This window comes from Paenibacillus sp. FSL H8-0175, from assembly GCF_045040615.1.
Lineage (GTDB): Bacteria > Bacillota > Bacilli > Paenibacillales > Paenibacillaceae > Paenibacillus_AQ > Paenibacillus_AQ odorifer.
Genome location: NZ_CP150299.1, coordinates 2,196,753 through 2,211,797 on the forward strand (window position 1 = coordinate 2,196,753; position 15,045 = coordinate 2,211,797).

Sequence of the window (15,045 nt, forward strand, 5' to 3'; positions counted from 1 at the left end):
GCGCAAGTAGCCAAAAGAAAGGTATAAATACCGTAGAATGCCGCGCAAAACGCACAACTAGCCAAAAGAGAGGCAAAAATGCCTTAGAATGCTGCGGAAAGCGTAGGAGTGGCGCGAAGAGAGGCAAAAATGCCTCAGAATGCCGCGAAAAGCGCAGAAGTAGCGAAAAGAGAGGCATAAGTGCCTCAGAATGTTGCGGAAAGCGCGGCAATGGTGCGAAGAGAGGCAAAAATACCGTAGAATGCCGCGCCAAAAGACACACTCATACGAAAAAGCCCACTAGCCTAAGCCAGTGGGCTTTAATATGCCCCTGCATTGCTAGCAGGGGGCTAAATGTTATTTTCAACCCGTAAAAGGATTGATCTCATTCGTGAGATCTCTTCCAGCCTTCTTTTCTTCTGCAGATATCCGTTTACCGAGAGCCGCGTAATACCACACTGCAGGAACGAGAACCGCGAGTATAACAAGAAATTGCATAAGCTCAGCTCCTTTCACGTCGATAGTATAAACTTTTTTCCTGATCGTAGAAAGGATGGATATGATCCTACCATCCTCCCATCCGACCATCATCCCACCCACTTGTTGCAAAAACAATCCGACTACTTTTTACTGACCGAGCCTTCTACTTCAAATACATAACTGGCGCTTCCCTGAGGCCATCTTGCATGGATGATATACAGATGTCTGCCTCTACCTGCTGCGAGTTGAAAACTATTTTTGTCCACGGAAAGGGCTTCGTCCGGTCGTTCCTCACGGGGAAATGAAGCCATAACCTCTATCTCTTTGGGTGCATATGAGAACTCGAGTTCTACCCGATCACCGCTGATGGCTTTAGGATGTACCTTTTGTTTGGAAACCAATTCATCGTAAGAAGCCATATCCACACATACGCCTTTGCCATTGTCGTTTCAGCAATAAGAGCCTTGAATAGCCTCGAACCGCTCACCGCCAACAGTAACTTGAACGCTTGGGGGCTGTGGGTTAGCAGTGTCTTCTGATGAAATCTTATCTTTAAAAGTTGATTGAAACAAGTCCAATAGATCTTTTTTGCTGGTATCTGACAGACGATAGTGGCCCATTTGTCCGGATTTAATGAGTAACCCACTGTTACTTCCGCCGATCCAAAAAGAGAACTCATAACTTATGCCATCCTTCATGTTCACAGTGGTGCTGTAATCGCTGGAAGCAATATCTAGTTGTCCTCTATCATATTCAGCAGTAGTTATGGCTTGAACAAAACGTTCAAACGAGGATGGATCCGAAATAGTGGCCATGGGCTGTTTTTTTTCAATTAAGTTAATAGACACTATATTATTTGCATCCAACTCAATCTGGCCTGCTTGTTTTACTTCGTTTCCCGTATTTCCACAGCCGACCAGTCCTATAAAAAGCAAAGTAATAGTAAGTAGTAATAAAGCGGTCTTGTTCATATCTTCAATGCTCCTTTACACATTCTTTAATTCTCAGACTATAAAAAAGAGGAAAAGGTTGCTAAATAAAGGCAGCGAATGTTTAAGGTCAGCTTAAAACGCATCAGAGATATTCAGTTTCAAAAAATTCGATTTTAAGGTGGTTTTCAAACTCACTATGTGGCAATACCTACCTTAATCGTAGATTGTGTAAGGAGAGTGAAATTCGAATTCGAAGCTTATGAATCGGTTGTACTGAGCCATTCTATCCGTGTATAATAGGTACAGTATAGTACAGATCGGAGCATGGGGGTGTAACAGTTGGAAGGTCAAGGCGATGCGATTACTAAACACGAGCAACTGCTGCAGCATATTGAAGGTCTTAAGGTAGGCACCAAAATATCTGTTCGCAAGCTCGCCAAAGAAATGTTAGTCAGCGAAGGGACTGCTTACCGTGCAGTGAAGGAAGCTGAGAATCTCGGGATAGTCATCACGAAGGAACGGATTGGTACAGTTCGTGTAGAAAAGAAACCTCGGAACATTTCAGAACAGCTGACGTTTGGCGATGTAGTTGATATTGTTGAAGGGCATGTGCTCGGCGGAGCAAGTGGACTAAATAAACATCTGCATAAATACGTGATCGGGGCGATGAAGGTCGATGCGATGATCCGTTATATAGACGCTGACAGTCTGTTGATTGTAGGTAACCGTGATGATGTTCACTCTCTAGCGCTGGAGCAGGGTGCGGGGGTTCTGGTGACAGGGGGCTTTGGGACGAGCCGTGAAGTGAAGGCCTTGGCAGACGAGCTGGATCTTCCCATTATTTCTTCGAGACATGACACGTTTACCGTCGCTTCAATGATTAACCGTGCTATTTTTGATAGATTGATTAAGAAAAAAATTATGCTGGTAGAGGATATTATCGACAGCAAACCGCGCCTGAATACGTTAAAAATCTCTAGTACCGTCGGCGAGCTACGACAGGTTTCTGAGGAAACTGGAGAGCAGCGCTTTCCCGTTACGGATGAATGGAACCGAGTCATCGGCATTATCGGTCGCCGCGATGTAGAGGAATTGACGGAAGGCCAGATCATTGAAAAAGCGATGATCCGCAGTCCGGTTACGGCTGCACTGCAAACCTCACTAGCCTCCGCGGCCCAGATCATGATGTGGGAAGGCGTGGATTTTCTGCCCATAGTGGACCGTAACCGTAAACTGGTAGGCTCCCTAACCCGTAAAGAAGTGCTGCAAAGCTTACGCGATGTCCGGAATCAACCTCAGCTGGGAGAGACTTTTGATCATCTCATTTGGAATGGTTTTGCGGATGAGCGGGACGAAGAGGGACGATTGTTCTTCCATGGCTTTATTACGCCGCAGATGGCCACGGATCTTGGGACGATTTCTGAAGGGATATTGTCTACGCTTATGACGCTCTCGGCATTTAAAGCAGCTAAGGACATCACAGGAAATGATTATGTACTAGATAATATGTCCACTTATTTTATCCGACCGGTACAGATCGAGCATGCGATCATTGTAATGCCGAGACTGCTCGAAATCAGCCGCCGTACCTGTAAGCTTGAAATTGAGATCAGCCACTCGGATACTCTGGTAGCCAAAGCTGTTCTGATGCTGCAATCCATTGATCATGGCTAAAAAATGGTTTGCTAGCTGGATAGCATACGGTAAATAGGATCGTATACATGCTAAATAGACTGCCCTCATCATTGAAAGAGAGGGGAGTCTATTTTATTCTTTCTATTCCGTCAGAACAGCAGCTAAGCTTTCGACTAGTGTTGTTCCTGGCTGCGGCTGCGACTACGGCTGTAAAAACTATAGCTGCGTAGCCCCGAGAAGATGTTGAACGCACCAATCAGCAGAAAGGCAGCTTCAACAATGATATTAACGGTAGAGCCGCGAAACAAAAACATGGATATCAAGGACAGCGTTACGAGCATAGCACCGAGCATCACATTCATGACGGAGCGTTTCAGCCCTTTATCTTGGGGATTTAAGGCACGGCGGGAGGATATGCTGAACACAGCGGCACCGATTACAAAGATCACCAGCAGGATAAACAATAAATACTTGATAAATAAAACCATGGACAGCCAGCTCCTTTATCGTGTCTTGCAGTAGCCAAGAAGTAATTTCCACGTCTGTCCATTATTGTATCACACGATGGCTGTCAGCTGCGCTTAAAAGGACTGATTTCTACCCAGATTTGCAGGACGCCTTCCATGACGAGCATGGTTCGGATTTTGACAGAGTATTCCTTGTCACGCACAATGTATAGCTTACCATCCAACAGCAGTCTAACCAGTTTGCTGTCTGTATCAATATCGAACATGCTGCGGCCGCGCATCGGTTCCAGATCTGAACCCATTTGGCTTATGATTAATTTTACAGTTACGGGGTCAAGTGGGGTATCTTCTTTGGATTTGCTTTCCTCCGATCGAATTTTGATTTCTCTGATCACGGTTGAGGTATTATTGTATTTTTTGAGTGTCTGAATATCTTTTTGATATTGCTCGATCTGTACACGCAGATCTTGATTATGCAGCCATAATACGTTATATCCTACATGGTAAATAGCATTGTATATGACAGCTCCTACGACGATCCCTAGCATGAATATAGCGGAGATCTGGGTGAATCTGCGAAAACGACTGAATGGTGGAACTCTCACTGGCGTTACCCCCTGCCGCACACCCATTTTACTAGCTCACTGCCCATATGGGCTCCTAGAAAAGCGAAGGCAAGATACATGATTTGTTTGATGGCGGGGGAGAGGTTGCCTCCAATCATGTTGCTTTCAATGACCCGTAAGGGGTCCATAGTACCTCCTACAGCGGCTGCTAGTGCCCATATTTTAATCCGATCTGCCACATCCAGCATCGTTTGCGTCGGCGGTTGCAGGGATACAACGGCGCCGATTCCGCCGAGCATAGCTCCGCCAAGCACGATGCCGAAGGCGATAAAGAAGTCGAGGATAGCTTTGCTCATAAAAATGCTCATACAGGCCCCTTCCCGGACGAGGCATTTACAAGCTTTGCCTGTCCTTATGCTCTTAATCCATTCTATGGGCGGGTCCCCCTTTAATATGATAAAATAGTTTCATCTTATGTTTGATTTTTGCAGTAGAGAGGAAGTGGGGTTATGAGCCCTTTCGTGCATTTGCATGTGCACAGCGAATACAGTTTACTGGACGGGGCGGCGCGCATTACCGATCTCGTGCGCCGGGCCAGCGAATACGGCATGAAGTCGCTGGCGCTTACGGATCATGGAGTGATGTACGGGGCCATCCCCTTTTATAAAGCGTGTAAAGAGAATGGAATCAAGCCGATTATTGGCTGTGAAGCTTATTTAACCGCGGGTTCACGCCGTGAGCGGGGCAGTCGAAAAGATCAACCGATCTACCACTTGATTCTGCTCGTCAAGAATGAAACCGGCTACAAGAACCTGATGAAGCTGATCTCTATCGGCCATCTGGAAGGCCATCATTATAAACCCCGGATCGATATGGAAGTGCTGGCAGCTCATTCAGAGGGGATTATTTGTCTTAGTGCTTGTCTTGGCGGAGAAGTGCCGCAGCATCTGCTGCATGGACGTGATGAGGAGGCGCGCAAGGCTGCGCTGCGATATAAGGCGATTTTTGGCGAAGATTTCTATCTGGAGCTGCAAGACCACGGGATCTCCGAGCAAAAGAGAGTCAATCCCAAGCTGATCGCCCTTGCCGAGGACTGTGAAATTCCACTTGTGGTGACGAATGATGTCCATTATTTAGCGAAGGAAGATGCTGAGGTTCAGGATGTGCTGATCTGCATCGGAACAGGCAAAACGGTGGATGATGAGGAACGTCTCAAGATCGGAACAGATCAGCTGTTTCTAAAAAGCAACGAGCAAATGGCGGCCTTGTTTCCGCATGTGCCGCAGGCTATCGCCAATACCTTATTCATCGCAGAAAAATGTAACTTGGAGCTGACCTTCGGCAATCATATTCTGCCTGCCTATTCTCCGCTCCCTGAAGGCATGGATTCCGCTGCTTATTTGCGTGAGCTGTGCTGGAAGGGGATGGAGGAACGATATATAGATACACCGCAATGGACTACACCTGAGCAAAGAGAGACGGCTGAGAAGCGTCTCACCTATGAGCTGGGCGTTATCGAGAGTATGGGCTTCAGCGATTATTTTCTAATTGTGTGGGATTTTATTGCTTATTGTCATCGTCAGGGAATTGCTACGGGACCCGGACGGGGATCCTCCGCGGGTAGTCTCACCGCATACTCTTTGCGAATAACTGACGTGGACCCATTGAAATATAACTTGCTCTTTGAACGTTTTCTAAATCCAGAACGGATCACCATGCCGGATATTGATATCGATTTTAGTGATGAACGGCGTGATGAGGTTATTGGTTATGTAGTGGAGAAATACGGCAAAGAACATGTGGCACAAATTATTACTTTCGGAACTATGGCTGCACGGGCTGCCGTTCGTGATGTAGGCAGGGTGCTGAACTTGCCTTATAACGAGGTAGACAAAGCTGCCAAGCTTATACCTGGTCAACTAGGGATCAGCCTTGCCAGAGCGCTGGAGAGTACACCAGATCTTAAAGCACTGTATGATAGCAATCCAAAGATAAAAGGGCTGCTGGATATGGCTATGAAGGTGGAGGGCATGCCCCGCCATGCTTCGACACATGCAGCGGGGGTTGTTATCTCGAAGGGTCCGTTGACCGATGCAGTCCCACTTCAGGAAGGTAACGAAAGTACGGCGTTAACCCAATACTCTATGGAGCATTTGGAGAGCGTCGGGCTGTTGAAAATGGATTTTCTGGGTTTGCGCACGTTGTCGATTATCGAACGCTGCATGAATTCGATTAAAGAAATGAGCGGAAGTGTTCCGGATTTCCGTGTTATCCCAGATCATGATCCAGCTACGTATGAAATGCTTGGGGCTGGTGAGACAACAGGGGTCTTCCAGCTGGAGTCGGCGGGCGTTAGACGAGTACTTAAAGATCTGAAGCCTAACGGCTTTGAAGATATTGTATCGGTTCTAGCGCTGTATCGTCCCGGTCCGATGGAATTTATCCCGAAATATATAGCAGGCAAACACGGTGAGATTGAAGTAGAGTATCCACATTCTGATTTGAAGGCTATTTTAGCGGACACCTATGGGATCATTGTGTATCAGGAACAGATCATGCAGATTGCTTCTCTGATGGCGGGCTTCTCGTTAGGAGAAGCGGATCTGCTCCGTCGAGCGGTCTCAAAGAAAAAACGTGAGACGCTGGATAAGGAACGGAGCCATTTTGTTCAAGGCAGCTTACAGCAGGGGTATAATGAAACGGATGCAAATGCTGTTTATGACATGATCGTGCGCTTTGCTGATTACGGCTTCCCGCGTGCTCATGCCGCGGCTTATGGAGTACTGGCTTTCCAGACAGCCTATCTCAAGGCACATTATCCGGTGCAGTTTATGGCGTCTATGTTGACCGCTGTAATGGGCACTCACCGCAAGGTAGCGGAGTATGTGCTGGACTGCCGCCGCACAGGCATCGGCGTGTTGCCGCCGGATGTGAACGAGAGCGGCGTATTGTTTACTCCGGTTCCAGGCGAAGGAACCGGAACCGGGCATATCCGCTTTGGACTCGCAGCCATTAAGAACGTCGGCACGCTGGCAGTGGAGAACATTATGGCGGTCCGCAAGGAGCGGCCGTTCGACAGTCTGCTAGATTTCTGTCGACGTGTGGACCTGCGGGTCTGCAATAAGCGGGTAGTGGAATCTTTGCTGCAGGCGGGAGCTTTTGACTGTCTGCCGGGTCATCGCGCCCAGCTGCTGGCTATGCTGGACGAGACGGTTGACGCTGCGCTGAAATGGCGCAAGGAGCGGGATGAACTGCAAATCCAGCTGTTCGACGATTTGGTGGAGACACCGAACTGGGAAATCCGCTATCCGGATATCCCTAAGTTCACCATTGGCCAGCAGCTGGAGATGGAACGTGAGCTGCTGGGGTTATATCTTTCGGGCCATCCGCTTGATGATAGCGCGGAACTGCTTGAGGAGCCCGGCATGCAGCGGCTGATGGATCTTGGTGAAGCCGCGGATGAGAGCCAGACGGTTACGGCCGGAATGGTAGTATCCGTTAAGGAAATTACGACGAAGCAAGGAAAATCGATGGCCTTCGTCGAATGGGAAGATCAGATCGAGCGCTGCGAGGTCGTACTCTTCCCTGAGGTGTGGAAGCGAAGCCGCAGCTTGATTGCCAAGGGCGCGCTGCTGGCCTTGCGCGCTAAGGTTCAGCAGGAAGACGAAGGCTTCAAGCTGCTGGCCGAGGAAGTGGCGCTGCTGTCTGCGGAGGCTCTCCGCGGGCTGTTGCAGCGCCGCAGTGCCGCCGCGTCCCGCTCGTACAGCGCGGGACGCTCGGCCTCGGCAGGAGCGCCGCCACGCGGCGCAGCTCCTGCTTCCCGGACCAGCGGTGCCGCCACTGGTCCGGCTGCCAGGCCAGCAGGCGGCACAACGCCGCCTGCAACACCTGCACAGGCCGCGCCAGCAACAGCGGCGACCTCAGGCCAGCGTGTCTTTATCAAGATCACGCCGGCCTCAGAGAATGCAGCGTTGCTGTCGCGCCTGAAAGAGCTGCTGCAGAATCATCCCGGTCCAGCTGCGACGCTTCTGTTCTATGAACAGGATCAGAAGCTCCTAGCTCTTAGCGATAATTATCGAATTAAGCCGTCCGAGGAACTTTTCGCGGCGATCGAGGTTATGCTGGGTGCAGGTACGGTAAGAATAAAATAAGAACAATTCTCCCCTTTTCCGCATACATTAGGAAACCACAGGGCACATCCCTGTACGGAAAGGGGAGTCGCAGCATGTCCTATCAAATGGCAGTAGATCTGTTGGAACGCAGAGGTGTATCACTTTCCTCCATTGCTGAAATCGTATATATTTTACAATCGGTTTATTATCCTGGTTTAACCAAGGATGAATGTCTGTCCAGCGTCAAGTCTGTTTTGGGCAAAAGAGAAGTGCAGTATACTTTAATGACAGGTGTTGCTCTTGATGAATTAGCCGAGAAAAAACTGCTTCCACAGCCGCTGCAGGCGGTAATGGAGGCTGATGAATCCCTCTACGGAGCGGACGAGACTCTGGCACTTGGTATTACAGGGGTATATGGGATGATCGGACTGACAGGTTTTGGGTATTTGGACAAAATAAAGCTTGGAATCATTGGTGAACTGAACGATGATAAAGGTAGGATTCATGTATTCTTGGATGACCTTGTTGCCGGCATTGCTGCCGCCGCTTCCGCCAGAATTGCTCATCGGCATGAAGGGGCAAAAGTATATCCTTTAGGCACGGACAAGGAATAATTGAGCCCCTTTATTTCGTTTGAACAAGTTCCTCAGTCTTGCTTCCTATGCCCTACTCCTGTTGCGGGAAAAAAGAAAACTGTGTTATCATAATTCCATTATACGGGATACGGCTGGGAATTAAGATTGGGGAGGCCTTGCAGGGCATGTGGACGGTAATATATATCGCGCCGACCGCCAGAGTGGCGGATATGATTAAGAGTAAGCTGACAGAAGAAGGTTTTTTGGTAGAATGCCGTCCAATCAATATGTCCAAGCAGCAGTTTGAGATATTGGTTCCTTCAGGTGAGCTGGAGGAAGTACAGGAAGTCCTTAATCTTATTCTGCATCCCTGAGTTTCTTACAAGACAAAAGTCATGACAGCGGCAAGCTGCATAACGCAAATAAACGGCTGAAGAGGTGCGGGTGTGTTCAAAGATTTATTTCAGAAGAAACGGAAGTACGCGACTATTCCTTCAGAACGTCTGGAGCGGAGCGGCGGGCCTGCGGAAGGCGAACGCCCCAAACGTGAAATCCCTGAAGGATTAATGAGCAAATGTAATAAATGCGGAACGATCCAGTATAGTAAGGAATTAGAGAAGAACCTAAAGGTATGTCCTAATTGTGGTCACCACTTGCGCCTAAATGCTGTGGAGCGCATTGCAATGACATTAGACCCTGAGGGCTTTATTGAGTTTGACAGTGAAATGTATTCTATCGACCCGCTGAAATTTCCGGGTTACGCTTCCAAAGTGGAGCAACAGCAGCTGAAATCTGGACAAACTGAAGCCGTAATTACGGGTCAGGGTTCCATTGGTGGCCATCCAGTCATCGTAGCTGTGATGAATTTTGAATTTTTCTCAGGCAGCATGGGCTCTGTAGTAGGGGAGAAGATCACCCGTGCGATAGAAGAGGCCACAGAGCAACAGCTTCCACTCCTTATTTTCTCTACTTCAGGTGGAGCGAGAATGCAGGAGAGTATTCTTAGTCTAATGCAAATGGCGAAGACCAGCGCTGCGCTGGCTCGTTTTAACGAGGTTGGAGGTCTTTACATCTCGATAATTACGGATCCTACTACCGGTGGAGTATCTGCGAGTTTTGCCAGCCTTGGTGATATAATTATTGCAGAGCCTGGAGCGGTATTTGGTTTCGCAGGACGTATAGTCATTGAGCAGACCATTCGCCAGAAGCTTCCGGATGATTTCCAGACCGCTGAATTTAATCTTCAGCATGGGTTGCTTGATATGGTCGTGCACCGCAAAGAAATGCGCGCTACATTGACTAAAATTTTGGAGCTGCATGACGTGAAAGGGGGATTTTAGGTTGGCAGGAGAGTTGCCTTTTGAAATGCCTCTGGTAGAAATGCGCAAGAAGATTGCTGAACTGAAGCAGTTTGGCGAAGAGAAGGGTATTGATTTTACGGACGAGGTAGCTAGGCTGGAAGAACGATACCGTGTGCTGGAGGAAGAGATATATTCTAATATTTCTCCTTCGCAAAAAATGCATTTGGCTAGACATCAAGGACGTCCGACTTCCCTTGATCTTATGGGGCAGATCTTCACTGATTTTATTGAACTCCACGGTGATCGGATGTTTGGGGATGATCTTGCTATTGTAGGCGGCATCGGTAAACTAAATGGGTTGCCGGTTACAGTTATTGGCCAGCAGCGCGGTAAAGACACCAAAGAGAATATTTTACGATTCTTCGGCAGTGCACACCCTGAGGGCTTCCGTAAAGCGCTGCGTCTGATGCAGCAAGCGGACAAGTTCAAACGTCCCATTATTACCTTCGTGGATACGAAAGGTGCATACCCAGGCAACACAGCCGAGGAAAGAGGTCAATCCGAAGCGATTGCCCGCAATTTACGCGAGATGTCTCAGTTTGGTGTCCCTGTAATCTGTGTGGTCATCGGTGAAGGCGGAAGCGGTGGCGCCCTCGCATTGGCGGTTGGAAATAGAGTGCTCATGCTGGAACATGCCATTTATTCGGCGATATCTCCTAACGGAGCGGCCTCTATTCTGTGGAAGGATGCTTCGAAGGCTGATCAAGCGGCAGAAGCCATGAAGATAACGGCTGCTGATCTGCTTGAGATGGAAGTTATAGAAGAGATCGTACCAGAGCCTAAAGGCGGCGCTCATCGGGATTACGAAGCAACGGCAGCGGCGATTAAGGATGCATTATGGCGGCATCTGCAGGAGCTAACCCAGATGAACTCAGTGGAATTGAAGGATGATCGATACCGTAAATTCCGTAAAATTGGTGAGTTTGCAGAGGCTCAGCAGGAACAAATTTTTATTGAAGAAGAAGTGAAGTCAGAAGTGTAAAAGTGCAAAATCATTTGCACTTTAAGACATATAGCTATACTTAGTGGGTCTTTTGGATATAGTGTAAAATATACAATTTATTGGAATTAAAATAATCTCGATCCACTAACGGGATTATTTTAATTTTTTTTATGTTTACAGAAAATTCGACTTAAAGTTACACCCAAAAGTGCCTACAACATTGATTTTGTGTCTGGTTTGCAGTAATATTCATAAGGGCGTACTTAAAGGCACATGTGACAAAGTTCCTATTTTATTAGTTAGCCTTGTAGTAGATTTTGTAGTTGGAAAAAGTGAGACAGAGAGAACGAAAAAACGGAGGAAAACCTAATGCGGAAAAGTAAAATTGTATGTACGATCGGACCTGCGAGTGAATCGTTGGAGAATATCAAAAAATTGATTTTGGCTGGTATGAATGTGGCCCGTCTGAATTTCTCCCACGGCGATTTCGAAGAGCACGGTGCTCGGATCAATACGATCCGTCAAGCATCTAAGGAACTGAACAAAACAGTTGCTATCCTGCTCGATACTAAAGGACCGGAGATTCGCACAGGCAAGCTGGAAGTAGAACCGATTGAACTTGTTCAGGACGAGTACCTGACACTGACTACGGAAGAGATCCTTGGTAATCAAGATCGTATTTCCATCACGTACAGCGAACTTCCTAACGATGTTCAAGTAGGATCCACAATCCTTATTGATGACGGTCTGATTGGTTTGACAGTTGTCGACATTCAAGGTACAGAAATCAAGACCCGTATTGTAAACGGTGGTACGATTAAGAGCAAGAAAGGCGTTAACGTACCAGGAGTAAACATCTCCTTGCCGGGTATTACGGAAAAAGACACCAACGATATTCTTTTTGGTATCGAACAGGACATCGATTTTATCGCCGCTTCCTTCGTTCGCAAAGCTAGCGACGTTCAGGAAATTCGTGAGCTGCTTGAGAAAAACAACGCTTCTCACATCCAAATCATTTCCAAAATCGAAAACCAACAAGGTGTTGACAACCTTGATGAAATTTTAGAAGCTTCTGACGGCCTGATGGTTGCTCGTGGTGACCTTGGTGTTGAAATCCCAGCTGAAGATGTACCTTTGGCTCAAAAATTGATGATTCAAAAATGTAACGTTGCTGGTAAACCAGTAATCACAGCTACACAAATGTTGGATTCCATGCAACGCAACCCACGTCCTACTCGCGCTGAAGCAAGTGACGTAGCAAACGCTATTTTAGATGGTACAGATGCAATCATGCTTTCCGGAGAAACTGCTGCTGGTAAATATCCAGTAGAATCCGTACTTACAATGTCCCGCATTGCTGAGAAAGCGGAATCCGCTCTGAACCACCATGAAATCTTCATGAAACAACAAACTGCACAAGAAACTACAGTTACAGAAGCAATCAGCCAATCCGTTGCAATTTCTGCTTTGGATCTGAACGCTAAGGCTATCATTTCTTCGACTGTAACAGGTCATACTGCACGCGTTGTTTCCAAATACCGTCCTAAAGCACCAATCATTGCCGTTACAACACAAGAAAGAACTATGCGTCAATTGTCCCTCGTTTGGGGCGTAACGCCAGTGTTCGGACAAGTTGCATCTTCCACAGATGAGCTGCTGGAAACAGCAATCAAAGGTGGTAAGGATTCCGGTCTGGTTCAAACTGGTGACCTAGTTGTGATTACTGCAGGAATTCCACTTGGACGTTCTGGTTCCACTAACTTGGTAAAAGTAAGCACAATCGAGTAGTTCTCGATTGGCTTCACCTGTTTAACAGGTTCCATAAAGCTTAATTAAAGGGTTGTCTCAACTGTAGTGAAAATCTACAAGCGAGGCAGCCCTTTTTTTCGTGTTTATCAACATATTCGATTGAAGATTATGTTAAATCCATTTATGCTGTTAGTAACAAATCTTGAATGATAGGTTCGAGTATTTTTATTTGGGGTATGTTCGTTTGACAGTAAAAGAATCCCCACGATGGTTTGGACAAGAAGGAACGGCGATAGTAGCGTTATTTTGCACCATGATTCCTCCCATATTGAGAGTGAGCCTCGGACTTTTGCCATTAATTCGACAGCAATAGAAGCAAGTAGGGGAGACACGCGCCAGCTTTGCGATCGAGCCGTCTACCTCGGGAGCCTCCATAATCCATTCACCAGAGGTTTGTGGTCCGGTATATCGCTGTAATGTTCGAAAAATCCAATTTCGGCTCAAATTGCGGAGCGTAATCGTCCATTTGTTGCGGCCTACCTTCGTGATGTTCGCTTTTATATGGTCTCCAGGGCTCACTGGAAGGGGAATTACCGTTTCGACATCAGGTAGGATTTCCCACCAAGCGTAATACCGGGCACGGCCATTTACGAATTCATGGCCTGTACCCGTTTGGATCAGGCTGCTGTTCTTGAAACCGTCAATACCAATCCAAGCAGAGGAATAGGAAGGTTTAGAGGTTGGTTTTACATATGGAACGATCCATTCACCGGCAATGCGGTTAAAAGCCCCCTTTTTTCCAGTGATCGTATATCCGCTCCAGTTTGTTGAAGACCAGCCGAAGCCGGAGCTTTGAAATTTGTTCGAATTAGATTTGTCTTTTAGACATGGATGATTGACCCGATTAGAATTTTGCTTATCATTCAACTTGTCCACCGCCTTTATAGTACTGCTATATTAAATGCGGTGATTACATAGGAAGTACGGGTGTTCTGCTAAAATATAAGAGAGTGCAATGCTTGATTAAGAAGCTGGAGAGGATTTGTAGCTTAAAATGGAAAAATTATCGAAGCTGCGTGGCTTTTATCTGTTTTTAGGATTGGCCGGCGGTTCATTTGGCTCATATCTAACGCTGCTGTTTGTCCACAATGGACTTGATAGCGGGCAGATAGGTATACTAATGGCAACAGGCACGCTAATTGCGATCACGATTCAGCCAATATGGGGAATTGTCTCGGATCGGTATAATCAGACGCGTTTGGTACTAATCCTAAGTGTGGCGATACCGGCTTTATTAGCCGTCTTTTACCGTTCGGAATATTTTATAGTGTTACTGCTGGTGTATACCCTCTCTACAATCTTTTCCTCGACACAGGCGCCTATAGCCGATTCTTACGCGATTTCAGCGGCGAAGAGGGCTGGGGCTACTTATGGCAGTATAAGGCTTATGATGAGCATTGGAGCGGCTGTGGGAGCCTATTTAGGCGGATTGTACGTATCTTCCTTCTCTGTATCCACGATATGGCTGCCCTTTCTTATGTTTAATCTGATTGCGGTTCTTATTGCATTGACGCTGCCGAAGCAGGCAGAAGAGAATCATATGATGCGGCAATCGTTTTCTCAGGGGGTTAAAAAGCTGCTGGGGAATCGGGTGTTCCTAGCGTTTTTGGGTGGCAGTTTTCTTGTGAACCAGACGATGACTGCTTTTGGAACCTACTTCGTCATTGCGTTTCAGTCGGTTGGAGGTTCAACTCGTTATGCAGGAATTGCGCTTTTCCTCGCATCTGTAACGAACGTGCCCTCCATGCTGTTTGCTTCCAAGGTAATCAAAAAGCTGGGGCGCGAGCGGACGCTGCTCCTTGGCGCACTTATTTATGTCTTGCGGTGGGGTATTCAGGTGGCTTTCCCTTATCCATCCGTAATGATTGGAGTGCAGGTACTGCATGGTCTGTCATTCGGGTTCTTTTATATTGCTGCCGTTGAATATGTATCTCAGATCACCTCTAACGAGATGCAGGCGACTGGGCAAAGTGTTTTTAATATGGTGTTCTCGGGTTTTGCCGGTGTTGTTGGCAATTTATTAAATGGATTCTTGCTCAATCAAGGCGGCGTAGAAGTGATGAACCTGTCTTGTATGTTGAGTTCAATTGCAGGAGCGATGCTGCTATTTTATGTCGCCAGAAGCTCCCGAAGCAAACTATCGACGACAAAGCTATCTTCAGACGGGGCCCGGGCCTAAAGCTCTC

At 47.2% G+C, this 15,045-nt stretch carries 15 protein-coding genes; 8 read left to right on the top strand and 7 right to left on the bottom strand.

The window, feature by feature from the left end; translation table 11 throughout:
* Positions 1 to 342: 342 nt before the first annotated feature.
* The 3 genes from MHH46_RS09350 to MHH46_RS09360 form a co-directional block, all read right to left on the bottom strand.
* A complete protein-coding gene (locus MHH46_RS09350; RefSeq protein WP_256717184.1) occupies positions 343 to 477 on the bottom strand; it encodes a hypothetical protein in 135 nt (44 codons plus the stop codon).
* A 122-nt stretch (positions 478 to 599) separates the two neighbouring features.
* On the bottom strand, positions 600 to 878 hold the full coding sequence (locus tag MHH46_RS09355) for a hypothetical protein (protein WP_076191146.1): 279 nt from the start codon (positions 876 to 878) through the stop codon (positions 600 to 602).
* 30 nt (positions 879 to 908) lie between these two features.
* Entirely contained in the window at positions 909 to 1,430 is a 522-nt protein-coding gene (locus tag MHH46_RS09360) for a hypothetical protein (RefSeq protein WP_076191149.1), read from the bottom strand.
* Between the two features lie 300 nt (positions 1,431 to 1,730).
* Here MHH46_RS09360 and MHH46_RS09365 point away from each other — a divergent pair, with 300 nt between their 5' ends.
* Positions 1,731 to 3,065 (top strand): DRTGG domain-containing protein, encoded by a 1,335-nt coding sequence (locus MHH46_RS09365; protein ID WP_076124897.1) that lies wholly within the window; start codon positions 1,731 to 1,733, stop codon positions 3,063 to 3,065.
* A 134-nt stretch (positions 3,066 to 3,199) separates the two neighbouring features.
* Here the strand turns inward: MHH46_RS09365 and MHH46_RS09370 are convergent, their stop codons facing one another.
* The 3 genes from MHH46_RS09370 to MHH46_RS09380 form a co-directional block, all read right to left on the bottom strand.
* Positions 3,200 to 3,514, bottom strand: a complete 315-nt coding sequence (locus MHH46_RS09370) for a YtpI family protein (protein ID WP_076124899.1) — start codon at positions 3,512 to 3,514, stop codon at positions 3,200 to 3,202.
* 83 nt (positions 3,515 to 3,597) lie between these two features.
* Complete coding sequence (locus MHH46_RS09375; protein WP_038569663.1) at positions 3,598 to 4,098, bottom strand: DUF4044 domain-containing protein; 501 nt, start codon at positions 4,096 to 4,098, stop codon at positions 3,598 to 3,600.
* A gap of 5 nt (positions 4,099 to 4,103) precedes the next feature.
* Positions 4,104 to 4,427: a YtrH family sporulation protein gene (locus MHH46_RS09380; RefSeq protein WP_036678886.1), complete on the bottom strand. Its 324-nt coding sequence runs from the start codon at positions 4,425 to 4,427 to the stop codon at positions 4,104 to 4,106.
* A 141-nt stretch (positions 4,428 to 4,568) separates the two neighbouring features.
* Between MHH46_RS09380 and MHH46_RS09385 the strand changes: the two genes are divergently transcribed.
* From MHH46_RS09385 to pyk, 6 genes are all read left to right on the top strand, one after another.
* Positions 4,569 to 8,210 (top strand): DNA polymerase III subunit alpha, encoded by a 3,642-nt coding sequence (locus tag MHH46_RS09385; RefSeq protein ID WP_076191152.1) that lies wholly within the window; start codon positions 4,569 to 4,571, stop codon positions 8,208 to 8,210.
* A gap of 74 nt (positions 8,211 to 8,284) precedes the next feature.
* Positions 8,285 to 8,785: a phosphatidylglycerophosphatase A gene (locus MHH46_RS09390; RefSeq protein ID WP_036678892.1), complete on the top strand. Its 501-nt coding sequence runs from the start codon at positions 8,285 to 8,287 to the stop codon at positions 8,783 to 8,785.
* A gap of 146 nt (positions 8,786 to 8,931) precedes the next feature.
* Positions 8,932 to 9,120 carry a hypothetical protein gene (locus MHH46_RS09395; protein ID WP_036678895.1) on the top strand — a complete coding sequence of 63 codons (189 nt, stop codon included), beginning with the start codon at positions 8,932 to 8,934 and terminating at the stop codon, positions 9,118 to 9,120.
* A 72-nt stretch (positions 9,121 to 9,192) separates the two neighbouring features.
* Positions 9,193 to 10,086: an acetyl-CoA carboxylase, carboxyltransferase subunit beta gene (gene accD / locus MHH46_RS09400; protein ID WP_076124903.1), complete on the top strand. Its 894-nt coding sequence runs from the start codon at positions 9,193 to 9,195 to the stop codon at positions 10,084 to 10,086.
* A gap of 1 nt (position 10,087) precedes the next feature.
* Positions 10,088 to 11,089, top strand: coding sequence for an acetyl-CoA carboxylase carboxyltransferase subunit alpha (locus MHH46_RS09405; protein WP_036678900.1), 1,002 nt, complete (start codon positions 10,088 to 10,090; stop codon positions 11,087 to 11,089).
* A gap of 330 nt (positions 11,090 to 11,419) precedes the next feature.
* Complete coding sequence (gene pyk / locus MHH46_RS09410; protein WP_038569666.1) at positions 11,420 to 12,838, top strand: pyruvate kinase; 1,419 nt, start codon at positions 11,420 to 11,422, stop codon at positions 12,836 to 12,838.
* 186 nt (positions 12,839 to 13,024) lie between these two features.
* On the opposite strand, the gene MHH46_RS09415 is transcribed toward pyk, so the two are convergent.
* Positions 13,025 to 13,726: a G1 family glutamic endopeptidase gene (locus MHH46_RS09415; RefSeq protein ID WP_076124905.1), complete on the bottom strand. Its 702-nt coding sequence runs from the start codon at positions 13,724 to 13,726 to the stop codon at positions 13,025 to 13,027.
* A gap of 127 nt (positions 13,727 to 13,853) precedes the next feature.
* Between MHH46_RS09415 and MHH46_RS09420 the strand changes: the two genes are divergently transcribed.
* Complete coding sequence (locus tag MHH46_RS09420; RefSeq protein ID WP_076191155.1) at positions 13,854 to 15,038, top strand: MFS transporter; 1,185 nt, start codon at positions 13,854 to 13,856, stop codon at positions 15,036 to 15,038.
* The last annotated feature ends 7 nt before the right edge of the window (positions 15,039 to 15,045 follow it).